Annotated in this window: 18 protein-coding genes; 10 read left to right on the top strand and 8 right to left on the bottom strand. The window is 65.8% G+C overall.

Annotated features, from left to right (window positions below; all coding sequences use genetic code 11):
• Window positions 1-44: 44 nt before the first annotated feature.
• Both LMF57_RS10325 and msuE read right to left on the bottom strand, forming a co-directional pair.
• The gene (locus LMF57_RS10325; protein ID WP_229289785.1) at window positions 45-1,022 is read right to left on the bottom strand and encodes a DUF1852 domain-containing protein; all 978 of its coding nucleotides are present in this window, start codon (window positions 1,020-1,022) and stop codon (window positions 45-47) included.
• Between the two features lie 57 nt (window positions 1,023-1,079).
• Entirely contained in the window at window positions 1,080-1,661 is a 582-nt protein-coding gene (gene msuE, locus LMF57_RS10320) for an FMN reductase (RefSeq protein WP_229289784.1), read from the bottom strand.
• 175 nt (window positions 1,662-1,836) lie between these two features.
• Between msuE and LMF57_RS10315 the strand changes: the two genes are divergently transcribed.
• The gene (locus LMF57_RS10315; protein ID WP_229289783.1) at window positions 1,837-2,751 is read left to right on the top strand and encodes a LysR family transcriptional regulator; all 915 of its coding nucleotides are present in this window, start codon (window positions 1,837-1,839) and stop codon (window positions 2,749-2,751) included.
• Complete coding sequence (locus LMF57_RS10310; protein WP_229289782.1) at window positions 2,751-3,659, top strand: methylenetetrahydrofolate reductase; 909 nt, start codon at window positions 2,751-2,753, stop codon at window positions 3,657-3,659. The genes LMF57_RS10315 and LMF57_RS10310 overlap by 1 nt, the downstream gene beginning before the upstream one ends.
• A gap of 14 nt (window positions 3,660-3,673) precedes the next feature.
• On the opposite strand, the gene gcvA is transcribed toward LMF57_RS10310, so the two are convergent.
• On the bottom strand, window positions 3,674-4,585 hold the full coding sequence (gene gcvA, locus LMF57_RS10305) for a transcriptional regulator GcvA (RefSeq protein WP_229289781.1): 912 nt from the start codon (window positions 4,583-4,585) through the stop codon (window positions 3,674-3,676).
• Window positions 4,586-4,684: 99 nt separating this feature from the next.
• On the opposite strand from gcvA, the gene LMF57_RS10300 reads away from it, so the two are divergent.
• Genes LMF57_RS10300 through LMF57_RS10285 form a run of 4 tightly spaced genes read left to right on the top strand, consistent with a single transcriptional unit; the run spans window position 4,685 to window position 7,565 of the window.
• On the top strand, window positions 4,685-5,539 hold the full coding sequence (locus LMF57_RS10300; RefSeq protein WP_229289780.1) for an MBL fold metallo-hydrolase: 855 nt from the start codon (window positions 4,685-4,687) through the stop codon (window positions 5,537-5,539).
• Window positions 5,536-6,402 (top strand): MBL fold metallo-hydrolase, encoded by an 867-nt coding sequence (locus LMF57_RS10295; RefSeq protein WP_229289779.1) that lies wholly within the window; start codon window positions 5,536-5,538, stop codon window positions 6,400-6,402. Before LMF57_RS10300 ends, LMF57_RS10295 begins: the two co-directional genes overlap by 4 nt.
• Before the next feature lie 43 nt (window positions 6,403-6,445).
• The gene (locus LMF57_RS10290) at window positions 6,446-7,132 is read left to right on the top strand and encodes a hypothetical protein (protein ID WP_025874533.1); all 687 of its coding nucleotides are present in this window, start codon (window positions 6,446-6,448) and stop codon (window positions 7,130-7,132) included.
• Between the two features lie 49 nt (window positions 7,133-7,181).
• The gene (locus tag LMF57_RS10285) at window positions 7,182-7,565 is read left to right on the top strand and encodes a nuclear transport factor 2 family protein (RefSeq protein WP_229289778.1); all 384 of its coding nucleotides are present in this window, start codon (window positions 7,182-7,184) and stop codon (window positions 7,563-7,565) included.
• Between the two features lie 15 nt (window positions 7,566-7,580).
• Here the strand turns inward: LMF57_RS10285 and LMF57_RS20165 are convergent, their stop codons facing one another.
• Window positions 7,581-7,703, bottom strand: coding sequence for a hypothetical protein (locus LMF57_RS20165; protein ID WP_264673941.1), 123 nt, complete (start codon window positions 7,701-7,703; stop codon window positions 7,581-7,583).
• Window positions 7,704-7,824: 121 nt separating this feature from the next.
• Between LMF57_RS20165 and LMF57_RS10280 the strand changes: the two genes are divergently transcribed.
• Together LMF57_RS10280 and LMF57_RS10275 are read left to right on the top strand one after the other, a co-directional pair.
• Complete coding sequence (locus LMF57_RS10280; RefSeq protein WP_229289777.1) at window positions 7,825-8,406, top strand: hypothetical protein; 582 nt, start codon at window positions 7,825-7,827, stop codon at window positions 8,404-8,406.
• Between the two features lie 302 nt (window positions 8,407-8,708).
• Window positions 8,709-9,578: a trypsin-like serine protease gene (locus LMF57_RS10275; RefSeq protein WP_229289776.1), complete on the top strand. Its 870-nt coding sequence runs from the start codon at window positions 8,709-8,711 to the stop codon at window positions 9,576-9,578.
• Window positions 9,579-9,643: 65 nt separating this feature from the next.
• On the opposite strand, the gene LMF57_RS10270 is transcribed toward LMF57_RS10275, so the two are convergent.
• The 4 genes from LMF57_RS10270 to LMF57_RS10255 all read right to left on the bottom strand — a co-directional run bounded on the left by LMF57_RS10270 (window position 9,644) and on the right by LMF57_RS10255 (window position 20,443).
• Window positions 9,644-10,129, bottom strand: a complete 486-nt coding sequence (locus tag LMF57_RS10270; protein WP_229289775.1) for a hypothetical protein — start codon at window positions 10,127-10,129, stop codon at window positions 9,644-9,646.
• A gap of 49 nt (window positions 10,130-10,178) precedes the next feature.
• Window positions 10,179-10,439, bottom strand: a complete 261-nt coding sequence (locus tag LMF57_RS10265) for a hypothetical protein (RefSeq protein ID WP_117310435.1) — start codon at window positions 10,437-10,439, stop codon at window positions 10,179-10,181.
• Window positions 10,436-19,147, bottom strand: coding sequence for a glycoside hydrolase family 94 protein (locus LMF57_RS10260; protein WP_229289774.1), 8,712 nt, complete (start codon window positions 19,145-19,147; stop codon window positions 10,436-10,438). Before LMF57_RS10260 ends, LMF57_RS10265 begins: the two co-directional genes overlap by 4 nt.
• Before the next feature lie 330 nt (window positions 19,148-19,477).
• On the bottom strand, window positions 19,478-20,443 hold the full coding sequence (locus LMF57_RS10255; RefSeq protein WP_117310433.1) for an AraC family transcriptional regulator: 966 nt from the start codon (window positions 20,441-20,443) through the stop codon (window positions 19,478-19,480).
• 103 nt (window positions 20,444-20,546) lie between these two features.
• On the opposite strand from LMF57_RS10255, the gene LMF57_RS10250 reads away from it, so the two are divergent.
• Together LMF57_RS10250 and LMF57_RS10245 are read left to right on the top strand one after the other, a co-directional pair.
• The gene (locus LMF57_RS10250; protein WP_117310432.1) at window positions 20,547-21,791 is read left to right on the top strand and encodes an MFS transporter; all 1,245 of its coding nucleotides are present in this window, start codon (window positions 20,547-20,549) and stop codon (window positions 21,789-21,791) included.
• A gap of 121 nt (window positions 21,792-21,912) precedes the next feature.
• Window positions 21,913-22,539 carry a TetR/AcrR family transcriptional regulator gene (locus LMF57_RS10245; protein WP_117310431.1) on the top strand — a complete coding sequence of 209 codons (627 nt, stop codon included), beginning with the start codon at window positions 21,913-21,915 and terminating at the stop codon, window positions 22,537-22,539.
• The last annotated feature ends 42 nt before the right edge of the window (window positions 22,540-22,581 follow it).

The raw sequence follows: 22,581 nt of genomic DNA, 5'->3' as shown, positions 1-22,581 counted from the left end.
CGGGCTGTTTCTTGTGTCCAGGTGGGAAAGGGGGAGTCGACTGATCAGCGGGCGGCCCACTGCTCAAGCACGGCGCGGTACGGCTTGATGAAGTGTTCTTCGGTGAACCGGCCTTGCTTGACCGCCAGCTGGCTGCGCTCTTCGCGGTCGTAGACGATGCGGGTGGACGAATAGTCCTGGTGCTTCAGGCTGGGCTGGTAGACCTTGCCCGCTACGGAATTGGCGTTGTAGATCTCGGGGCGGTAGATCTTCTGGAAGGCCTCCATCGTGCTGATGGTGCCGATCAGTTCCAGGTTCGAGTAGTCGCCCAGCAGGTCACCCTGGAAGTAGAACGCCAGTGGCGCGACGCTGCCTGGCGGCATGAAGTAGCGCACCTGCAGCCCCATCTTGTCGAAGTACTGGTCGGTAGTGGAGAACTCGCCTTGCCGATACTCGACGCCCAGGATGGGATGGTGGTTCTCGGTGCGATGATAGGTCTTGCTGCTGGACACGCTGATGCAGATCACCGGCGGCTTGCTGAAGTGCGCACGGTAGGCGTCGGACGCCAGGAAGTGCTTGAACAGCTTGCCATGAAGATCGCCGAAATCTTCGGGAATGCCGAAGGTGGCGTTGCCTTCGTTGCTGGCGGGCAGCACGACGCTGAAATCGTAGTCGCGGACGTAGGAGGAGAAATTGTTGCCGACGATGCCTTCCGTACGCACGCCGGTACGCGTGTCGACGATGGTCGGCCGCAGTACCTCGATCAACGGGAACGTATCGCTGCCGTCGCTGCCATCGATGTGCATCTCCACCGAGATGATGTCCAGCTCGACCGCGTAGCGATCCGCGCTGGGGTTGTCCCAGTGCGCCAGATCGTTGAAGCGGTTGTTGATCATGCCGAGCGTGTTGCGCAGGTTTTCCTGGCGGGATTCGCCGCGGGCCAGGTTGGCGAAGTTGGTGGTGATTCGCGTGCCGTCAGCGGGCTGGTAGTCCTCGTTGAACGGAATACGGGTGATGCTGAAGGTGAAGTTCTCGGTCGTCATGGGCGGCGTTCCGGGTTGCGGGGTGACATCCGAATGCAGGTCGCTGGCATTCGGCATTCAGAGGACTGCAGCGGCCTCGGTAGCGGCAGGGGCTGCACGATGGGAGAGGGCAAGCAGGGGCATCGCTCGCTGCACCGCCAGCCGCGCCCGCTGCATCAGGGCCTCGTTATGCACGCAGCCGTCTGCGAAATCCTTGTCGGTTGCGTAGACACCCAAGGGCAGGGTTCGCGCCTGGAAGAAGCTGAAAAGCGGTCGCAGCTGGTGATCGATCACCAGCGCGTGGCGTTCGCTGCCGCCGGTGGCGGCCAGCAGGATCGGGGTATCGACCAGCGCGTCCTGGTCGATGAAATCGAAGAAGTGCTTGAACAGGCCGGTGTACGAACCGCGGTAGACCGGCGTAACCACCACCAGCACATCGGCCCGCTCGACAGCGGCCAACTGCCGCTCCGCGGTTTCGGGCAACTGCGAGCGCCGGAGCGCACCGGCCAGTTGTGGCGCCAGTTCACCCAGTTCAATCAGGTGCTGATCGCAGGGGACGCCTTCGCCGATCAGGTCCAGCAGGTGCTCGGCCAGGGTCGCGGCCCTTGAGGGGCGCTGCAGCCCGCCGGAAACGGCGACGATACGGAGGGGGCGGGTCATCTCTTCGCTTCAGCAGGGGAGGGGCTGCTTCGGGATGACCTGCAGGGGCGCAGTTCTGCGTGCCGGCTGGGTAGCCGCGCTGGCAGGGATCCGAAGGCATGAGCCGATGCTAGCCAGCCCTTCCCATGACGTAAAATGGTATTACTTCACCAATCCATGAGTGAGATTCATCGTCATGTTGGAGCGGATCCATCTCAGCATCGTGCAGCAGGTCGAACAGCAAGGCTCGCTGACCGCCGCCGCCGGTGTGCTGAACCTGACCCAATCAGCCCTGAGCCACAGCATGAAGAAGCTGGAGCAGCAGTTGGGCACCAACGTCTGGCTGCGCGAAGGCCGCAGCCTGCGCCTGACCCAGGCGGGCCAGTACCTGTTGGCGGTGGCCAACCGGGTGCTGCCGCAGCTGGACCTGGCCGAGGAACGTCTGGGCCAGTTCGCGCAGGGCGAGCGTGGCGCGCTGCGCATCGGCATGGAATGCCACCCCTGCTACCAGTGGCTGCTGAAGATCGTCTCACCCTATCTGGCCAGCTGGCCCGACGTCGATGTGGACGTCAAGCAGAAGTTCCAGTTCGGTGGCATCGGCGCCTTGTTCGGCTATGAGATCGACCTGCTGGTCACGCCCGACCCGCTGTTGAAGCCGGGCCTGAAGTTCGTCCCCGTCTTCGATTACGAGCAGGTGCTGGTGGTGGCCAAGGGCCATGCGCTGGCGTCGGTCGAGCACGTCAAGCCCCGCCAGCTCAGCCAGGAAGTACTCATCAGCTATCCGGTGCCGTTCGAGCGGCTGGATATCTACAACCAGTTCCTGCTGCCTGCCGGGGTCACGCCCCGGCGCCACAAGGCCATCGAAACCACCGACATCATGATGCAGATGGTGGCCAGCGGTCGCGGCGTGGCCGCCATGCCGCGTTGGCTGGTGGAGGAGTATGCCGCCCGCATGGACGTGGTACCGGTGCGTCTGGGCGCGCGGGGTATTCCCAAGCAGATCTACCTGGGCGCGCGTGAGGCCGATACCGGTATCGATTACCTGCAGGCGTTTGTCGAACTGGCACGGAACAGCTCCACACGCGCCGGCAACCTGCGTGGAGCCGGCTGATGTCAGCAGGCGTTGGCCGCATGGAGCCACTGGCGCAGACCTTCGTCAACGCCTTTTCATTGGAAGTCAGTGCCAAGGCCATGCCTGCGCTGCGCGCCGAAGCCGACCGCATTGCACGGGGGACGACGATTTCCATTCCCTACCTGCCGAGCGAGGACGATGCTGCGCGGCTGGCCGCGGCACGCACGGTTCGCGATCTGGGGTTCGAGCCGATGCCGCACCTTTCCGCACGCCGCATCGGCTCGCGGGCGGCGCTTGAGCACTTCATCGAGCGTGCCGTCATCGACGCCGGCATTGAGCGCTGTATCGTGATCGCAGGCGATCTTGCCACGCCTGCCGGGCCGTTCGCCGACAGCACATCGATCATCGAGAGCGGCATTCTCGAGCGCGCCGGCATCCAGGTCGTGGGTGTGGGCGGGCATCCGCAAGGCCATCCGGTGATGACCAGCGCCGAGACGTGGCGCGTGCTTGAAGACAAGTGCCGACGTATCGAAGAGCGAGGCATGGCACCGCTGGTCATCACCCAGTTCGCATTCGACGCCGATATCGTGCTGGCCTGGTTGAATGAACTGCGCGCCCGTGGCATCACCCATCCGGTGCTGGTGGGCGTCCCCGGGCCGGCCAGCATCGCGCGGCTTGTACGCTATGCGGCCATGTGCGGCGTCGCTGCAAGCACCTCGATGCTGTCCCGCTACGGCATCTCCATCGGCCGCCTGCTGGGAAGAGCCGGGCCGGATGTGTTCGCGGATCGCTTGGTAGAGGGCTTGACCGAAGCCCATGGGCAGGTCAGCCCGCATCTGTTTCCCTTCGGCGGTATCGCACCGACCATGGAATGGGTGGAGCACTACCGGATGCGCGCAGGCGATGCGCACACGACCCGCCCACCTGTTGCCGATGAACCGTCATGACACGCATGGGCCTGTCATGGCCGATCGCTGCACTCCTCACCCAGCCATTGGCAGAACGCCTGCACATCGGGGCGGTCCTGAGCCATCTCCCGACGGATCACCCAGAATGCGTAACGGTTCTCCAGCTCCAGGCTGAAGGGTTTCACCAGCCTGCCTTGGCGGAGATCGTCTTCCACCAGCGGCGCCACGCCGAGCGCCACGCCATGGCCGGCCACCGCCGCTTCCTGCGCAAGATAGATGCTGGGAAAGACCGGCCCGGCGCTTGCGTTGACGTTGATGGCGCCGGCGGCCTCCAGCCAGTGTGACCACGCCGGCACGCCGGGGCGGTCCGTGGCACTTTCATCGTGCAACAAGGTGCAGTGGCGCAGATCATCAGACCGCTGCAGCCCGCCAGCAATGCCGGCCAGCAGCGCGGGCGAGCACACAGGGAATACCGGCGCCTTCAACAGCAGCTCAGCGCGCACGCCGGTGTAGTTGCCTGCACCGTAGCGGATGCCGACATCGAATCCTCCGCGCAGAAAGTCGGCGTGTTCATTGCCGGTGTCGATGCGTACCCGGACATTGGGGTGCGCATGGTGAAAGCGGTGCAGCCTTGGGGCCAGCCATTTCGCGGCGAACGACTCCATGGTTGTCACCCGCAGCTCGTGTGGTGCGCGCGTCCTGGCGCGCTCCAACGCCAGGTCCAGCTGCCCAAGTAGATCGCCGACCGTTGTTGCCAGCGCCGCGCCGTCTGATGTGAGCGCCACGGCGCGGTGATTGCGCTGGAACAGGCTTACGCCCAGATACGCCTCGAGGTGTTTGACCTGATGGCTGACCGCAGCCGGGGTGACGAACAGTTCGCGCGCCGCCTGATTGAAGCTGAGGTGGCGGGCAGCCGCTTCGAACGTGCGCAGCGCATTCAGTGGGGCAGTGGGGCGGGCTTTCACGGGCACCATCCAAAGCAGGGGCCCTGTCATCGTAGCGCATGAATTTTTCTAACGCGAAGCGTAGAACTACTCGTTTGCCGGGTGCCGCATGAGTTGGTGATGATGCCGATCCTCCCACCCGGAAAGCCCGCCGTGCGAATTCAGGAGCTTGCCCCAGATGTGCTGATGTTCGTCGGTGACCAGGTTGAATCGGTCGCTACCGCCTTCGTCAACGGAGACCAGGTGCTGCTGGTGGACGCATTGGGCAGCGAGGAGGATGCCGCCTGGTTGCGGGACGTGCTGCACGGGCAGATGGGCAAGAGGGTGCGACTGGTTGCCGCTACCCATTTCATGAGCGACCACATCTGTGGCATGACGCTGTTTCCCGAGGCGCTGACCCTGGCGCACCGCCATCACCGGCATGCCTTTCTTTCGCAGAACCAACCGGTGGCATCACGCTACCGCGATCCCGATATCGTGTTCGACAATCTCGCCATGCGCTGGGGGCGCCACCAGCTGCGCTTCCTGTACAACCCCGGCAAGACGATGGACCACATGAGCGTGGATGTGCCGAGCGCCGATCTGGTCTGCGTGGGCGACAACATCGTCGGCAACATCGTCTATCTCTCCCGGTCGGACCCGGCGCTGCAGCGCGCCGCCATCGGCCGTATCCAGCAGTTCGGGCGCAGCAGGGTGGTCGGCGGGCATATCGGGGTCTTCGATGCGGCGGTGCTGGGCAATGCACTCCACTACCTGCAGCGGATGCAGGAGATCGTCGTGGATATCCGGCTGCGAGCCGCGCCGACGGAAACCACAGCGCTGATGGCAACCATCAGACTGGAGGATTGCATCGCGTCGGGGGTAACGCCGACGGCATTCGAACGAGAATGGCATGGACACAATCTCACGGCGATCGTCGCGCAGTCGATCTTCTCCCTGGATGCTGCGCTGGCAGCAAGGGAGCAGGCCGCATGAAACACGATTCCGTCAGCGCATCGGCGCTGGGCAGTCGCAGACGCTTCCTTGCCCGTTGCGCCGGTGTGGCCGCTGCTGCGCTGGTCCCTGCCGGTGCCGCTGCGCCACCGGCGGCGATGCGCAGCCTGTGCGCTCAGCGATTGGCGTGGGCCGGGGTGCGGCTGCAGCTACCGGAGAGCACGCTGCTGATTGATCCGCTGGTGAATCCCGCAACGTGGGGCAAGGCGTTGCCGGACCGCCTGGTGCCGGTGAACGATGTGCTGGGCGAAAGCCACGTGCTGGTCACCCACACCCACTCCGATCACTTCGATGCAGATGCGGTTGCGGCGGCGCTCAGCAAAGGGGGAACACTCGCATATCCAGCCGGCCTGCAGCCCATGCCGCTACCCGCAGCCGTACGTGCACGGCCGAGCGCGCTGTGGGAGCCCCAACTGCTGGGCGACTTCACTGCAACGCCAGTACCGGCATCGGACGGCTACGGCGATACGCAGGTGTCCTGGGTGGTAGCAGCGGGCGGCCGACGCATCTTCCATGGCGGCGACACCCAATGGCACGGCCATTGGTGGCGTATCGGGCGCCAGTTCGGACCGTTCGATGCGGCCTTCCTCCCCATCAATGGCGCCACGTTCGGCTGGCGCGAGCCCGTAAGTGGCCAGCCTGGCGTACTGACGCCGGAGCAGGCGGTGGCAGCGGCGGCAATCCTCGGCGCACGCACGCTGGTACCCATTCACTATGGCATCAGCGGAATGGACAACTATGCGGAAGTGGACGACCCGCTCGGGCGGCTTCGCAAGGCAGCGGGTGACCGTGCCGTGGCCGTGCAGGTCGTCGAGCCGGGCGCGTGGCTGACATGGCCGGCGTAGTCCCGTATCCGCGCGTGAATCATTCCTGGCCCTGGGAGAACCCATGAATCGAGCACACTGCATTGCAACCGCCATCGCGTTCTCTTCTTTTTCCATGGCCGCCTTGGCGGCGGAAACCACCAGCCCCAAACGCCCCTCGGTCGAGCAGCTGCAGAAGGTGATCGTCAGCACCTCGCCGCAGACCCGCGTGGATGCTCCCGACAAAGAACGCATCACGGCGCGGCGGATCGATATCGTCGACGAGAACGGGGTGATCCGGATGACGCTCTCGGGCCAGACGCCACCGCCCATCATCGATGGCATCCAGTACAAGCGAGCCTTCAATGTGGCGGGCATGGTGCTGTACGACCACAAGGGCAGCGAGCGAGGTGGCTTCGGAACCGCAGACGTCGAGGGCGGCATGGCAGTACTGGCGCTTGACCACCCGGCCATGGATGCAATTGGCTGGCGTGTGTCGCCCGACGGCGACGTGCGGTTCTCGATCAACCAGGCGCCGCCGCTGATTCGCGAGCCGCGGCTGGACAATCGCCTGATTCCGGGGGTGCAGACGCCAACACGCATCGAGATGGCGGTGGCAGCCGATGGCACCCCCGCCATCGCGCTGAACGATCAACAGGACCGCGCCAGGCTGCGCCTGACCGTAACGCCGGAAGGCTACGGGGCCATCGAGTTCCTGGACGCGCAGGGCAGGGTGATCCATACCCTGGCGCCCGAAGCCCATCGGCAGTGATGGCAGGTTGTCACTGACGCAGCAATCGCCCAACTACCATGGAGCCGGCATGGACACTGAAATACGGCAGCTCGAAGAAGCGCTGCGCATCGCGATGCTCACCAGCGACGTGGCCGCGCTGGATGGCCTGATTGCAGACGCCCTGATCTTTGTGGGGCCTTCGGGCGAAGTGTTTGGCAAGCAGGATGATCTGGCCCTGCATCGTTCAGGGCGCCAGAAGCTGAGCGTGGCCGAATGGCAATCGGTGGAGATTGCCCTGCATGATCAAACCGCTGTTGCACTCACCACTGCGGACCTGGCCGGAACCTTCGATGGCGCAGCCTTCTCTGGCCGCTTCAGGTACTGCCGCTTCTGGGGGAAGACGGCCGGTGTCTGGCAGGTGCTGGGCGGCTCGGTTGTCGCTCTGCCCGCAGCAATGGAGACAATCGCCTAGACAGCCGGCGGTGGCTCATGGCCCGGGGTGGACGTTGTTCTCCGCATCCTCCATTCCCGGGCTGACCCGGATGCTGGCGGCGACCAGCATCGAGCGTGCGCCGGCCTGCAGATCTCGGCGACGGACAAGGTTCGGCATCAAGCGTGAATCGGGCCCCGCCATCGGCTACCTAGGGAACCTTTCTCCATAATGAGGGTATTTCCCAGCTGTCCGGTGTGATGCCGAACAGTGTTGGCACCCCAGGCAGGAGCATTGCGCATTGATCACCCGTACGTTGAACAGGATTCTACTGCTCGCAGGCTTGTGGCTTGTCATTGCGCCGAACGCCCCGGCAGCAGAATCGATCCGCGACACCGTTCCCAGGCAGGATGAAATCGATCAGGCGCTGGCACTCGTGTCCTGCAAGGCGGATCGCACCGCATTCCGGGCATTGGCCCATCAATTGCGTGACATCGCAACCCGCGGGAAGCCATCGGGTGGCTGGCAGCCGATCGCCGGCAAGGATGGGGGTTACAGCAATGCATTGGGCGACATACCCGGCGTCGTCGCGGAAATGAAGCTTCCAGCCCCGGCTCTGGTCTTCGGTCATTCGTCCACGCGGCTGATACTGTCGCGCAGTTCCGTGGTGGCTGTCTTCGATGCAGCCCTTGCTGCAGACCTCACCAAAGCGCTTTCCCTCGATGGGCCGGGAACGCAGGGCGAACCCGGAGGAATGCGGGTGGTCCAGTCAGCACCGGAAGCCGACGGCGATGGCATCGAAGTGATGGCACTGGTGGCCCAGCGCATCGAGGCCGACCCGATGCCGATCGCCGTGGCCGGGTGTCTGTACTTCACCCGGTGAAGTGCGCGACGTTTTCTCATGGACGGGGGCCTTCCTGGTTCCCGATCTTCGCTCCGGGGCTGTGAACAGAGCGATTCAAGGACGCGAACCAACCTCGAAATCCTGCGCAAGTACGGCCTGTTCGATCCGCAGGAATGCAAGGCTCACCTTGCGCGGTGAACACCAAACGTCTCGGCGCGTCCCGGTTTCAGACGTGATTTCCATCCCTTCGTCGGCCACCACTGGAATTGGTCGCGCGTCCATCAGCAGTGTCGATGCCTTTGCTAGGCTGGATCGATCGACCCCAAGGATGAATGCTCTCGATGAATCGCTGGCTCTTTCTGCTGCTTGCCGCGCTCCCGTTCGCTGCCGGGGCCATCGTCATCCGTGATGATGTCGAAGATGGCAGGTACCGCATCGAACGATCTGACTTCCCGGCGCTGGCGGACATGCCAGGAGAGGGGCACGGCGTTCTCATCGCCCCGCGTTGGGTGCTGACCGCAGCGCATGCAGCGCCGATGGAAGGGATGGGAGCAACGATCGCGATCAATGGCAACGCGTATGGCGTTGAACGCGTATTCCTGCATCCCGGCTACCGGAGGATGCCCGAGGCCTTGGGCAAGGAGGCGATGGCAACAGGAAGTCCTTCCCGGATCCATGCCTTCCTGGCGGCCTCGGATGACATCGCGCTGATCAAGCTTGCCGCGCCGGTGACCGATGCCACGCCCGTGGCGCTGTATCGGGGTTCAGCAGAGGTCACGCAGGTCGCCGTCCTGATAGGGAAGGGCGCCACCGGCAACGGCGCGGTTGGCCAGTTGCCGGATGCGCCGCACCGTACATCCCTGCGGCGGGCCCACAACACGATCACCGGCGGCAATCAGCGGTATCTCTGGTACCGGTTCGATCCGCCGCCGCAGGGCCTGCCGCTTGAGGGCGTACTGGGAAGCGGAGACAGCGGTGGTCCGCTTGTGGTCAACGACCACGGCAGCTGGCAATTGGTGGGACTGGGGTCCTGGATCACGGCCGTACCCGAGCATGCCCTTGAAGCGGGCTTCTATGGCCAGATGGTCCACAACGTTCGCGTGTCACGCTACGTCGACTGGATCGAGGCCGTCATGCGGCAGGGGGACGATAGCCTGCCGCCCAGTAAAACCGGACACGCCAATGGCTCACTTGGAAATGGACGCCCGTAACAGGTTCGATCGTGAAATCCCGCACAAACTGTTCCGAAGCGGTGGGCGCGCAGGATGTGCCGCGCTCAGCGCACCGCGCATGTCGCTGAGGTGGCCCGCGGGGCGGGCACCCGCCACACCTGTTCACCATCCTCGTCGTCGCCCACGTAGAACGCGATGCGCCCATTCTCCTCGCGGCGAAGTGTGGGACTGAACGTGATGGTATCCATTTCGCCGCGCTTGCCGACGAAGCGCATTTCACCGCCGCAGACAAAGTTCGAACCGGCCTGCTCTCCCAGCGCGCCACAGTTCAGTGGCGAGGATTCGGCGCGGACCAACGGCTTTACCCGAGGCTGGATGCGCCCCTGGTCGGCGAGCTCGCAGAAGTAATCGGCGACGGCATTGCGCGCCTCGGCCTGTGAGGGCATCCATGCGGGGCAGCGGGAGGCGTCGTCCTGGCAGCTGCTGGCCGGGGCGGTGGAAGCGGGCTGTGAGGACGGTGCTGCGATCGTCCCGGAAAGCGGCAGCAGGGAAGCGGCGATGGCAAGCAACAGGCGAGTGGAGACGGGCATGCGAATCTCTGGTCAGTTGGCCAGGCATCGTACCGTACAGAGCTGGCCATCACTCTCCTGATGTCCCTGGTGGCAGGCTGTCATCACGTTCGTACCAGGACGGAAGCTCCAGCGCGTGGCTTTTGAGCATGGCCTGGATGCACGCGTGCGCCTGGCCCCTTTCTGCGTGCTCGCATTGGTCCAGAATCTCCGCAGCCAGCGTTTCAAACTGCGGCCAGAACTGCGCCGGATGGCGCGACCGCGCCAACCAGTGCACCAGCATCTCGGCCAGCGCATCAAGCTGCACCTGTATTTCAGGGCGCACGTTCATCCCGGGGCGGCACCCAGATCAAGCGCGACGCGGTAGTGATGGCCGTCGTCGCGCAGCAGGACGGTGAGGTCCGGCTGCAGCACGCCATCCACGTGCAGCGTGGGCTGGTCCTGCGCAGTGCGGGTCACCACGAACTCGTAGAAGCTGCGGCCGAAGCGGTAGCTCAGTTCGAATGACGGCCAGTGATCGGGCAGGCACGGTGCCAACGAAAGACGATCGCCCTGGCGACGTATGCCCAGCAGCGATTCGACCAGCAGGCGATACATCCAACCGGCCGAGCCGGTGTACCACGTCCAGCCGCCTCGCCCGACGTGCGGAGGCACGGCGTAGACGTCGGCTGCCAGCACATAGGGCTCGACGCGGTAGGTCTGGATCGCCTCCGGGTCCAGCGTGTGACTGAGCGGGTTGATCATGCCGGCGAGCTCCCAGGCACGCACCGCATCGCCCTGCTGTGCGAATGCCATGGCCGCCCAGACGGCCGCGTGGGTGTACTGGCCGCCATTCTCGCGCACGCCCGGTACGTAGCCACGAATGTAGCCAGGGTCTTCCGGGGTCTGGTCGAAGGGCGGATCGAGCAGCTGGATCAGCTTGGCGTCCTTTCGCACCAAGTGCGTGTACAGCGAATCCAGCGCTTGCGAGGCACGCTCAGGCGCGGCGACGCCTGACAGCACCGACCAGCTCTGCGAAATCGAATCGATGCGGCATTCTTCGTTCTGTGACGAGCCCAACGGGGCGCCGTTGTCGAACCAGGCGCGGCGATACCATGCCCCGTCCCAGGCATGCTGTTCCAGGTTCTGGCGCAGGCTTTCGGCCTGCTGTTGGCACCACTCCGCACGCGGTGCATCGCCATGCGCACTGGCCAGCCCGATGAAGCGGCGGAGCGTGTCATGCAGGAAGAAACCGAGCCACACGCTTTCACCGCGCTGCTGGTCGCCGACGCGGTTCATGCCGTCGTTCCAATCCCCGCTGCCCATCAGTGGCAGGCCACGTTCGCCGAGCAAGCGGCAACCGCGCTCGAGCGCGAGCACGCAGTGCGCATACAGCGTGCCGCGCTGCGTCGAAGGCGTGGGCATGTCGTAATACCCTTCCTCTTCGGGTGTCACCGCGCGCCCCTCGATGTAGCCGACCACTTCGTCCAGCACGCTGGCGTCGCCGGTAACCTCCAGGTAGCGGCATGCGCCCTGCGGCAGCCAGAGGTAATCGTCCGAACAGCGGGTGCGCACGCCGCGACCTTGCGGAGGGTGCCACCAGTGCATCACATCGCCTTCGGTGAACTGGTGTGCAGCGCATAGCAGCAGGTGCTCGCGGGTCAGGTCCGGGCGAGCGTGTACAAGGGCGAGTGCATCCTGCAGCTGGTCGCGGAAACCGAACGCACCGCCGGATTGATAGTAGCCACTGCGCGCCAGGTAGCGGCAGCCGAGCGTCTGGTAGACCAGCCAACCATTGGCCAGTGCGTCCAGCGCCGGGTCTGGCGTGCGCACCTGCACTGTGGCCAGCACGTTGCGCCAGTGGATGCGCACAGCGTCCAGCGCATCGATGGCTTCATGGGCGCCCTGGCGGCTTCGTGCCAACGCCAGCGTTTCCTTGCGGTTGCGCCCGGCGCCAAGACGGAACGTCGTTTCGCTGCGGTCGCCTGCAGCCAGCAGCAACGGCACCTGGATCGCCGCGCACGGATCCAGGCCCGCACCCAGCCGCGAATCCAGGCGCTCGCGACGCAACGCCGCCGGTGCGTGCAGGCTGCCGTTGCGGCCGATGAACTCCAGTCGGTCACAGGTCCAGCCGCAGCCATCGGCATCGGTGTCGAAGAAGGCCATCCGGCCGCCGAAGTCGGTGCTGTAGGTGTTGCGCGCCAGCAGCGCGCCACTCTGCGGGTCACGCTCGGTGAGTACGTGCATGCGCGACTTCGCGCGCAGGTCACCCATCACCCATTCAACGTAGCCGATGGCCGACAACCGCCGTGGCCGGCCCGACAGGTTGTGCAGCCGCAGGACCGAGAACTTCAGCGGCGCGGCGACGTCGACGAAGACCCACAATTCGCTGGAGATGCCGTCTTCAACATGCTCGTAGACCGTGTAGCCGAAGCCATGGCGCGTACGGTACGCGCCGGTGCCACGGCGCGGCAGCGGCATCGGCGACCAGACACGACCGGTGTCTTCGTCGCGCACGTAGAAGGCTTCGCCGCCAGTGTCCGACACCGGATCATTGAGCCAGGGCGTCAGGCGGAATTCGTGTGCATTCTCGAACCATGTGTAGCCCGGTGCACTCTCGCTGACGACCGTGCCCAAGCGGGCGTTGGCGATCACGTTGGCCCATGGCGCCGGCGTCGGCGCGCCTTCGCGGACCACCACCACGTACTCGCGGCCGTCCTCGCTGAAACTGCCGGTGCCGTTGTCGAATCGGCCGGTGCCGCGGTAGGGAAGGAAAGGCCACGGGTCGTCCACTTCTTCGTCGTGCTCGGCGCTCGGCGGCAGTCCGGGCTCCGGGCCCAGGTCGGCAACGATGGCCAGCCCGGGCGTCGCCTCCATCGACAGGGCCAGCTCCTGCTGCAGCGCTTGCGGCACCAGGGCCGGGATCCGTCGCGGAGGCAACGGCTGACGCCCCACCTGCGCGACCAACGTACCGTCTTCGTCGCTGATGACTGCCCGTGCCACCGCCTGCAACAGAATGCGGTCCTCGTGGGTCATGTTCTGCACCGGCCGCACGAAAATGCCGCCGGGGCGGTCGAGCAGGCCGGTCTCCGAACTGGCGGCCACCATCCCCAGGATCTGGTCCTGCAGCTCCTGCCGATAGCCGGCCTTGCTGTCGTTCCAGATGACCAGGTCGGTGTTGAGGCCCTTCTGGCGCCAGTAGGCATGCGCCTGCACCAGTTGCCGGACCAGTTCCACGTTGTCCGCGTCGGTGACCTTCAGCAGCACGATGGGCAGGTCACCGGAGATGGCATGGCCCCACAACCCGGATTGTCCTCGCTGGTTCTGCTGCAGGACGCCTGCACCGGCGCGCAGCAGCGGACCGGCATACAGGACGTGGCTGGCCAGGCGCTCGTACAGCGATGCCTCGGCCTGGCTTGCGTTGATCTGCCGGCGCACCACCTGGCTGTGTGTCCAGGCCAGGTCGAAGACGCGGTCAGCCAGGCGACGATCACGGTATTTGTCCACCAGTGCTTCGCAACCGCCGCGACTGGCGCCGATGCCATACACCATGTCCAGCTGTACGGTCTGCTCGGGCTCAAGCACCACGCGGACGCGGATGGCCACGATCGGGTCCAGCACCGAGCCATCGGTGCCGGACAGGTCGGCATCGGTGGTCAATGCCTGCGGCGTCCGCGGCGTGTTGCCACGGCCCAGGAAGCGCGCACGGTCGGTTTCATAGGAGATCGCCACCACTTCCGCATCGTGCACCGCCACCAGATGGAACATCCACGGCGGTACCTCATCGTTCGAACGTGGCCGGCGCGTGCACAGCACCGCCTGCTTGGCGGCCAGGATCTCGCTCTGCACGAAGAGGTTGCTGAAGGCCGGGTGCGCATCGTCGGCCGCGGCGGGTGCCAGCACCACTTCGGCATAGGTGGTGATCTCCACCGTGCGCGGGCGACGGCTGCGGTTGGTCAGGCGCAGGCGCCTGAGCTCGATGTCGTCCTCGGCGGAGATGGCGACCTGCAGGTGGCTCTCGCAGCCGCGGCGCACACCGCGGAATTCCGCCTTGGCGTCAGAGAAGATCGCCTCGTAATTGTCCACTGCCACGCAGGTGGGCTGGTAGGCGGCAGACCAGAACTCGCCGCTGTCCACGTCGCGCAGATAGCAGAACGTGCCCCATGCATCGGTGGTACCGTCCTCGCGCCAGCGGGTAAGCGACAGGTCGCCGTGGCGACTGTAGCCGCCGCCGGCATGGGTCAGCATGCCGTGGTAGCGACCGTTGGACAGCAGCTGCACTTCCGGGCGCGGCCCACCCGGGTCGCGCAGGACGCGCAGGGACGTCTCGTGCTCGGCCAGGGCCGAGTGCTCGCCAAGCGCTTCGACCTCATGGGGATGGAACACGCCCACGCGCGGGATACGTTCCTGCAGCAGCAGCAAGGTCGCCTGGAACTCGACATCGGCAAGGAAGCGGCGCTGCATCGGCTGGTCGCGCAACAGGTAATCCAGCGACAGCAGGCCCATGCCCTGGTGGTGGGCCATGAACGAACGCAACAGGACGTGATCCTGTCCCGGCGGCACCCGGGTGGGCGTGTAGTCGATCGCCTCGTACATGCCGAAACGCCCGCAGAACCCCAATCCTTCCAGCACCTGGAGGTTCTGGCAGGCCGCTTCCGGCGCCACCATCAGTGCCATCATGCTGGCATAGGGCGCGATGACCCGATCCTGCCCAAGGCCGCGCTTGAGCCCCAGTCCGGGCACGCCGAACGCCCGGTACTGGTAGTTCAGGCGGGCATCGACGGCGTTGTAGCCGGACTCGGACACGCCCCATGGCAGGTTCAGCGTACGGCCGTAGACGATCTGCGCCTCGACCGCGTGCCGTGCGGTCTGGTCCAGCAACGTGTCCGGATAGCTGGGCATCACCAGCTGCGGCATGAGGTACTCGAACATCGAGCCACTCCATGACAGCAGTGTCGGCGTGCCGTTGACCTCGGTGAGCATGCGGCCGAGCGCGAACCAGCTTTCCTGTGCCAGCTGGCCCTGCGCAATGGCAACGAACGCGCCCAGCCGCGCTTCGGAAGCCAGCAGGTCGTAGAAGCTGTTGTCGAGGCGGTGGTCGTCTACGTTGTAGCCGATCGAAAGCAGGTTGCGGGTACGGTAGAACAGGAACCCGTATTCCATCAGCGAGAACTGCCCCGCGCGGTGCGCCAGGTCCTGCAGCTGCTCGATGCGCGCGCGCGCGTCCGCGCCGGCCGTACCGGGCAGGGCGGCCAACTGACGCAGGCTTGGCACCGGTGCGTCGACGGCCGCGCTGGCATCGGCAGGGATATCGGCAAGCGAGGCGTGGGCGGCATGGCATTCGGCGGCGAACAGGGCCGGCCAATGCAGCTCACCGTCCTCGGGCGAGGGCGGTGCCGGCCATTCCAGCAGCACGGCGTCGGCCAGGCCGGCCAGCTCCTGCAGGCGGGCCAGCGACTGCGCCGTCCCGACCGGGCGGTCGACACGCGTAGATGCCAGACGCTGGCGAAGATGATTGAGCGCCTCGACCAGCGACGCATCGTCGGCGCGATGACGCTGCCGCTCCTCTTCCAGCACGCCCAGCGTATCGGCCAGGCCATCGAACGTGTGCGGCGCCAGCACCGGGGCGTCCACCAGCGCGAGCAGGCCTTGGCGCAGGGTAAGCAGGTGGCCGGCAAGGTTGCCGCTGTCCACCGTGGAGACGTAGCGCGGCGGCAGCGGCGCCAGGGTTTCGGTGTCGTACCAGTTGAGGAAGTGGCCGCGATGGCGCGGCAGCTGGTCCAGCGTATCGAACGTGCGGGCGGTACGTTCAGCCACCGCGCCCTGCTGCAGATAGCCGAAATCCCACGCAGACAGATTGGCCAGCAGGGACAGGCCGATGTTGGTCGGCGAGGTGCGTCGCGCGACCACCAGCGCCGGATGCTCCTGGATGTTGTCCGGCGGCAGCCAATGATCCTGCTCGCGCACCCAGGCCTGGAAGAAGGACCAGGTGCGCCGCGCAAGCCGGCCCAGGAACGCCCGTTGCGTGACGGACAACTCGGCCACGCTTGCCGCCGGCGGGCGGCCCAGCCACGCCATCAATGCCGGCGCAAAGGTCCATGCCAACAGCAGGGGCAGGGCGATCGGCAGTGCCTGCGGACGCACGCCGGCCACCACAGCCACCAGCGCGAGCGCCAGCAGCGAGGCCGGCGCCATCACCCGCCACTCCGCGCCGCGATCACTGCCAAGGCGGCGCTCGACTTCGCTGGAGGGGTTCCATTGCAGCAGGTGACGGCGCGTGACGGCCATGCGCCAGAGCGTGCGCAGCACGGCGTCACTGGCCAGCAGTGCTTCGTAGGGCAGGCACGCGATCTGGGTGGACGCGCGCAGCAACGACTGCAACGTACCGCGCCCGACCTTGATGTAATGCGCTTCCAGCGGGGTGTCTTCCGGAACGCTCAGGCCATCACGCAGCATGCCTATCAGCGGAGGCGCGAACCACAGCGCCAGCACCCACGCGGTCCACGCAGCAGGGTTGCGCGCGTACAGCCAACCGGCTACCAACAACGCCAGGGCGGCGATCGGCACCACGCTCCGGCGCAGGTTGTCCAGCAACTTGCCGCGCGAGAGCAGGCTGAGCCGGTTGCGTTCCCACCCCGGGCCCGGGCGCGGTGTCCACGGCAACAACCACGGCAGCAGCTGCCAGTCGCCACGGATCCAGCGCGCACGGCGCTTGGCGTCGGCGGCGTAGCGCTCGGGATAGTCCTCGTACAGGCGCACATCACTGACCAGGCCTGCGCGTGCATAGCAGCCTTCCAGCAGATCGTGGCTGAGGATGCGGTTCTCGGGCAGGCGGCCCTCCAGCGCATGCTCGAAGGCGTCGACGTCATAGATGCCCTTGCCCACGAACGAGCCTTCGTCGAACAGGTCCTGGTAGACGTCCGAGACCATGCGCGTGTATGGATCGATGCCGGGCTCGCTGCCGAACATCCTGGCAAAACGCGAGGTGCGGCGCCTGCCCAGGCTGGTGCCGACGCTGGGCTGCAGGATGCCGTAGCCCTCCACCACGCGTTGCAGCTGCGGATCGAAGCGCGGGCGGTTGAGCGGGTGCGCCAAGGTGGCGACGAACGCGCGTGCCGCATCCCGCGGAAGCTGCGTGTCCGAGTCCAGCGTGATGACGTAACGGACGCCGATCAGGGCCGCCGCGTCTCCAACGATGCGCATGAACGCCGCCGCATCGCCTTGGCGGAGCAGGGCGTTGAGCGCGGCCAGCTTGCCGCGCTTGCGCTCGTGGCCCATCCACACACCTTCGCCCGGGTTCCACTGCCTGGGCCGGTGCAGCAGGTAGAAGCGGTCGCCGCGCTCGGGCGCGTAACGATGGTTCAATTCCTCGATCCGTGCCACGGCGTGCGCAAGCAGGGCGTCGTCCATCGGCGCCTGTGCGGCTGGCGCGTCGAGAAAATCCGTCAACAACACGAAGCGCAGCTGGGGATCGCGGTTGGCCAGGAAGCGCACCTCCAGCGCTTCGACCAGAACGTCGATGCCGTCGACGCTGGACAGCATCGAGGGGACTGCGACCACGGTGGCGCACGCGGCAGGAATGCCTTCGCTGAAATCAAGCTTGGGAAGCGGCCTGGGCGCGACCAGCACCGTTGCAGTCCAGTTCACCAGCACGATGCCGAGTTCACTGAACACCAGCAGCCCGAGCAGCGCGGCCAGCCAGACAGGTACCGAGCCGCTGCCGGTTGCCAGCAGGCCGCTGGTGGCCAGCACCGCCAGCAGGCCGATCGGCAGCAGGTACAGCGCAAGCGGCACGCGATGCGCCAGCCGCCGTGCCTTGCGGTGGCGCGGTGCTGCCTCGGCCACCGCCGCAACAGTGGTCTGCAGGCCTTCGCCGACCAGCCAGTAGCCCACGTGCGTGCGTGGGCCGTCCGCCGGCGTAGCCGCCCGTGCCAGGTCCAGCGCGATGGTCGCAACCCGCTCCTCGGCGATGCGGCTGCCGCGGGCAATCTTCTCCACCACGTGGCGGTAGGCATCGCGGGTGCCGAAATCCATCTGCGCATAGACGGCCATGGGGTCTTCCCGCAGCCGCTGCTCGACCACACTCATGTCTTCGACAAAGGTGCGCCAATCCATGGTGGAGAGGAAGCGCAGGCTGCCGATGCTGTTGCCGATGGAGACCTGGTCGGCCGCCTGCTGCTGCCCCTCGGCGGCAACCAGTTCGTCGATGCGCTGCCCAGCCGCTGCCGCCCACTGTTCCAGCCACGCGATGGGCATGGCCCACGCGCCGCCGCGCCCCTGCAGCGAGCGCGTCAGTTCGGCGATGAACGCGCCGGTCAGCGGCGGCGCGGACCGCGCCATGTCGGCAACCACCAGGACCACATCAGTAGGGGTGTCGGACGCCGCGCGATTGAGCTGGTCGGCCCACTGCGCAGCCAGGCGGCGGTCGGTCCCATCGCGCATCACCCGCGCGGCCATGCGCCGCAGGTTCTCCAGCAGCGCCAGGCGCAGCATGATCGGAACGGCCCACAGTTCGCCCAGGCTCAGCGGCGCGAGCGACTGGTACGAGGCGATGAAGCGGCCCAGCGTATCGGCGTCAATGCGGCCGTCACCGTGCGCGATCGCCTGCATCGACAGCTCATACACCCGTGGCAACCCGGCCGATGGGCCGGAGGCAAGTGAAGGCAACTGGCGGCTGTAGCCACGCGGCAGGTGGCGTCGCGCGGTCTGGATCTGTTCTTCGACCAGGTAGTAGTTGTCGAGCAGCCATTCCCCCGCCGGGGTCACCGGCCGCTGTTCGCGCACCACGCTGCTCAGCAGCGTGTTGGCGTCTTCCAGCACGCGCTCGTTGGCCTGCAGCCGTTCGAGCAGGCGCTCCGGGCTGGGGCGCAACCGAACGCGATGCTGTCGCGCAAGTGCGCGGCCGTACTCCTCCATCTGTTCAACGTTGTACAGCGCGGCACGCAGTGGGCCCTCGGTGGCCTCGATGGCCGGGGCCGAGGCCTGGTGCTCACGCCAGCGCCAACGCACACGACGACGCAGGCGCAGCCAGCGGCCAAAAAGACGACGAAGGTGGGGCATAGGTTACCGATGGGGGCAGGGCGCGTCCTGCATGGTTGCATTGCAGGGGCCGTGGTAGCTGTGAAGGCCGGGCCCGGTTGGCGTGCTTGCCGCTCAATGCGGTCTGATCCTGAGGCGACCCGGAGTCAGCAAGGCAAGGGTAGTGCCGGCCGCTGGCCGGCAACGCGCCATCCATCGCGCTCCTCGGCTACGATGGATGTCAGCCTGCCCGGCGCACTGCTGGTCTTCGGGAACGTAGCGCGCATTGATGATGAAGCGCGCTGCAGAGCTGCAGCGGCGATGAACCGCACAGTGCGAGACGATTGTTCGGAAGCAGGGCGGCAGGTCTTTCTATGTCGAGGCCAAGGCGCGCCCGCGCCGGGTCGTGCCAGGCGAGTGCCCGATGACGCGCTTGTAGGCGCGACTGAAAGCGGCCTGCGACGCGTAGCCGAGGCGCTCTGCCACTACCTCGATCGGTAGGCTCTGGTGGGTCAGCCATTGACTTGCCAATTGCATCCGCAGCTCAGTCACGTACCGCAGGGGCGCGGTTCCAACAACGGTCTGGAACCGGTCTGCAAAGACAGAGCGTGAGATGTTGGATTCTGCGGCCAGCGCTTCGACGGTCCAGTCACGCCCGGGGTCTCTGTGCAGGGCAAGCAACGACAGCGATAGACGCGGGTCGCGCATGGCCATGACCAGGCCGGATGCGCCGTCGCAACCGCGCTCGACCCAGTCACGAACGATCATGGCGGCCACTGCATCCGCCAGCCGGGAGAGTATTCCTGCATATCCGATACGTCCGGAGCACACCTCGCGCTTCATCGCGTCGACCATGGGCAACAGCCCAGGGAACTGCGTGCCGTTGCCATCGGCCAACATCACCGCCGGCATCACCTTGCTCAACCCTTGCATGCCGCCCAGATCGAACACCATGCAGCCGTGGAAGAGCACTGCGCTCGGCACGGCGTGCGTGCTCGGGCACGTGTCTATGCCGCTCACCGCGTCACCCAGCGGGGCTGCGTCTATCGTTTCCAGGCACTGGACGGGGTGGTCGTCGCCCGACAGCAACGCGTGTTCTTCTCCGCGGGGAAGAAGCACGACATCCCCGGCAGAAAGGCGGTGTTGGCTACCGTCCGCGCCACGAAGAATGGCAGTGCCCACTGCCAGGTAATGGAAGTAGGCATGGCCTGGCTTCGGAGAAAATCCAAGCCCAAAGGTCGGCCCGGTCTGAATGCGTCGGTATTGAACGCCATGCAGCCGCATGCCGGTCAGCAGCTCGCTGATCAGATCGGTGGGCTGGGATGGAGCGTGGCTCATGAGACGACCCGGGGTTTCGATCAAAAATACAGGTCAGGCAATCATAGATCATCCGGGCGTGGCTCCCTAGACTCTCGGCTGCACGATTGCACTGGGATCTTTGATGAGTAATGACGTAGCTGATGCCGCAGACGCACCTGATTCTGTGGCCTGGAGTAGCGGGGAACCTTCTTCGTCGGCATGGGTAGCGGTGTTTTCGCTGGCCATGGGTGTCTTCGGGCTGCTCACGGCCGAATATCTGCCTGCCAGCCTGTTGACGCCGATGGCGGCGGACCTGGCGGTGTCGGAGGCGCTGGCTGGTCAAGCAGTGACGGTCACCGCTGTAGTGGCCCTGTTCGCTGGCCTGCTGGTGCCGCGGCTGACCCGTTCGATAGACCGGCGCCTGGTGCTGTTGAGTTTCACGGGTCTGATGATCCTCTCCAACGCCCTGGTGGCATTGTCGTCCAGCATGGGCGTCCTGCTGGTGATGCGCGTCCTTCTGGGCATCGCGCTGGGCGGTTTCTGGAGCATGGCAGCGGCCGTGGCCATGCGGTTGGTGCCGCCGCAGCGCGTGCCTCGCGCGCTTTCCATCATCTTCAGCGGCATTGCGGTCGGCACCGTGGTTTCCGTTCCTTTGGGGAGCTACCTGGGAGGTCTGCTGGGCTGGCGCAGCGCCTTCTGGGCTGCGACGGCGGTAGGTGGACTCACGTTTGCGTTCCAGTGGTTCACGCTGCCCCGAATGGCCCCGCGCAAGGCGGCAGTCCCAGAGTCGGTGGTGGGGCTCCTGCGCCGGCCAGGCGTTGCGGTCGGCATGCTGGGCTGCGTTCTGGCGCACACCGGTCAGTACTCGCTCTTTACGTACATCCGCCCAACGTTGGAGAGCCTGGGGCAGATGAGCGCGGATGGCCTGGCGCTGATTCTGCTCGGATTCGGTGTGGCGAATTTCGTTGGCACCCTGCTGGCCGGCTGGCTCATGGAGCGCAGCTTGAAAGTCACGTTGGTGATCATGCCCGCCTTGGTTGGCGCAGCCGCGCTGGGCATGCTCCTGTTGCCGGTGGGCGTTGGCGGGCTGTCGGTCCTGGTCGCGCTCTGGGGCCTGGCCTTTGGTGGCGTGCCCGTGGCCTGGTCGAGCTGGGTTGCACGTGCGGTGCCCGATCAGGCCGAGAGCGCCGGCGGGATGGTGGTCGCTGCTGTGCAGTCTTCCATCGCCGCGGGTGCCGCTTTGGGCGGCCTGGTGTTCGGGTTCGGGGGCATTGTTGCCGTGCTCACCGTTGCTGCGGCGGTGATGCTCATCGCGAGCCTGCTCATTGCGTTCCGTGTCAGGGTGAGTTCGGCGACGTTGTCGGCGGGTCCGGCGTTTCACATCTAGCCGTCATCTGTCCTGAGCGTCCTGCCGAAGCTGAAAATCAAACAGCCGCCGGGTGGTTGGTGGACCGATACCCAAACGGTCACCATTTGCCGGCGTGATGGCGCGGCGCTACGCTTCCACGATGTCTACTTCGACCTCCGCAGCATTCGACGGCGGGCGCGGCCCCGCCGAGCACGACGTGCGCACCCAGATCATCGTGGCCGCCACCGCGCATTTCAGCCATTACGGCTACGACAAGACCACGGTGTCCGACCTTGCCAAAGCCATCGGTTTTTCCAAGGCTTACATCTACAAGTTTTTTGCCTCCAAGCAGGCCATTGGTGAGGTGATCTGCGCCAATTGCCTCGGTCAGATCGAAAGCGAGGTTCGTCAGGCCCTGCAGGGGGTGCAAGCGCCTGACGATAGGCTGCGTGTGTTGTTCACCGTCATTGTGGAGGCCGGTCTTCGCCTGTTTCTGCAGGATCGGCGCCTGTATGAAATCGCCGTCGCCGCCGCGACGGATCAATGGCCATCAGCGAAGGCGTATCAAGACCGGATCGGGCAGCTTGTTGAAGACATCATCAAGGAGGGACGTGCCTGCGGAGCCTTCGAGAGCCGGACATCACTTGAAGAGACCGGCCGCGCGGTCTATCAGGTCCTGCTTCCTTATCTGAACCCGGTGACGCTGCCGCACCTGGCGCCCTTGCACGAAGAAGCGCCCAAAGCCTTGCAGGAGCTGGTCCTCAGGAGCTTGCAGCGACACCGGTAGTGACTATTGACGCAATGAGTCACTAGGAACACAATGCGGCCG

This window comes from Stenotrophomonas sp. SI-NJAU-1 (assembly GCF_020883215.1).
In the GTDB taxonomy this organism is placed as follows: Bacteria; Pseudomonadota; Gammaproteobacteria; order Xanthomonadales; family Xanthomonadaceae; genus Stenotrophomonas; species Stenotrophomonas indicatrix.
This window is presented reverse-complemented; position numbering and strand designations above follow the sequence as displayed.

Coding starts and splice junctions, on each gene's coding strand:
- LMF57_RS10325 (WP_229289785.1), bottom strand. CDS start 1,022: ATGACGACCGAGAACTTCACCTTCAGCATCACCCGTATTCCGTTCAAC.
- msuE (WP_229289784.1), bottom strand. CDS start 1,661: ATGACCCGCCCCCTCCGTATCGTCGCCGTTTCCGGCGGGCTGCAGCGC.
- LMF57_RS10315 (WP_229289783.1), top strand. CDS start 1,837: ATGTTGGAGCGGATCCATCTCAGCATCGTGCAGCAGGTCGAACAGCAA.
- LMF57_RS10310 (WP_229289782.1), top strand. CDS start 2,751: ATGTCAGCAGGCGTTGGCCGCATGGAGCCACTGGCGCAGACCTTCGTC.
- LMF57_RS10300 (WP_229289780.1), top strand. CDS start 4,685: ATGATGCCGATCCTCCCACCCGGAAAGCCCGCCGTGCGAATTCAGGAG.
- LMF57_RS10295 (WP_229289779.1), top strand. CDS start 5,536: ATGAAACACGATTCCGTCAGCGCATCGGCGCTGGGCAGTCGCAGACGC.
- LMF57_RS10290 (WP_025874533.1), top strand. CDS start 6,446: ATGAATCGAGCACACTGCATTGCAACCGCCATCGCGTTCTCTTCTTTT.
- LMF57_RS10285 (WP_229289778.1), top strand. CDS start 7,182: ATGGACACTGAAATACGGCAGCTCGAAGAAGCGCTGCGCATCGCGATG.
- LMF57_RS20165 (WP_264673941.1), bottom strand. CDS start 7,703: ATGCCGAACCTTGTCCGTCGCCGAGATCTGCAGGCCGGCGCACGCTCG.
- LMF57_RS10275 (WP_229289776.1), top strand. CDS start 8,709: ATGAATCGCTGGCTCTTTCTGCTGCTTGCCGCGCTCCCGTTCGCTGCC.
- LMF57_RS10270 (WP_229289775.1), bottom strand. CDS start 10,129: ATGCCCGTCTCCACTCGCCTGTTGCTTGCCATCGCCGCTTCCCTGCTG.
- LMF57_RS10265 (WP_117310435.1), bottom strand. CDS start 10,439: ATGAACGTGCGCCCTGAAATACAGGTGCAGCTTGATGCGCTGGCCGAG.
- LMF57_RS10260 (WP_229289774.1), bottom strand. CDS start 19,147: ATGCCCCACCTTCGTCGTCTTTTTGGCCGCTGGCTGCGCCTGCGTCGT.
- LMF57_RS10255 (WP_117310433.1), bottom strand. CDS start 20,443: ATGAGCCACGCTCCATCCCAGCCCACCGATCTGATCAGCGAGCTGCTG.
- LMF57_RS10250 (WP_117310432.1), top strand. CDS start 20,547: ATGAGTAATGACGTAGCTGATGCCGCAGACGCACCTGATTCTGTGGCC.
- LMF57_RS10245 (WP_117310431.1), top strand. CDS start 21,913: ATGTCTACTTCGACCTCCGCAGCATTCGACGGCGGGCGCGGCCCCGCC.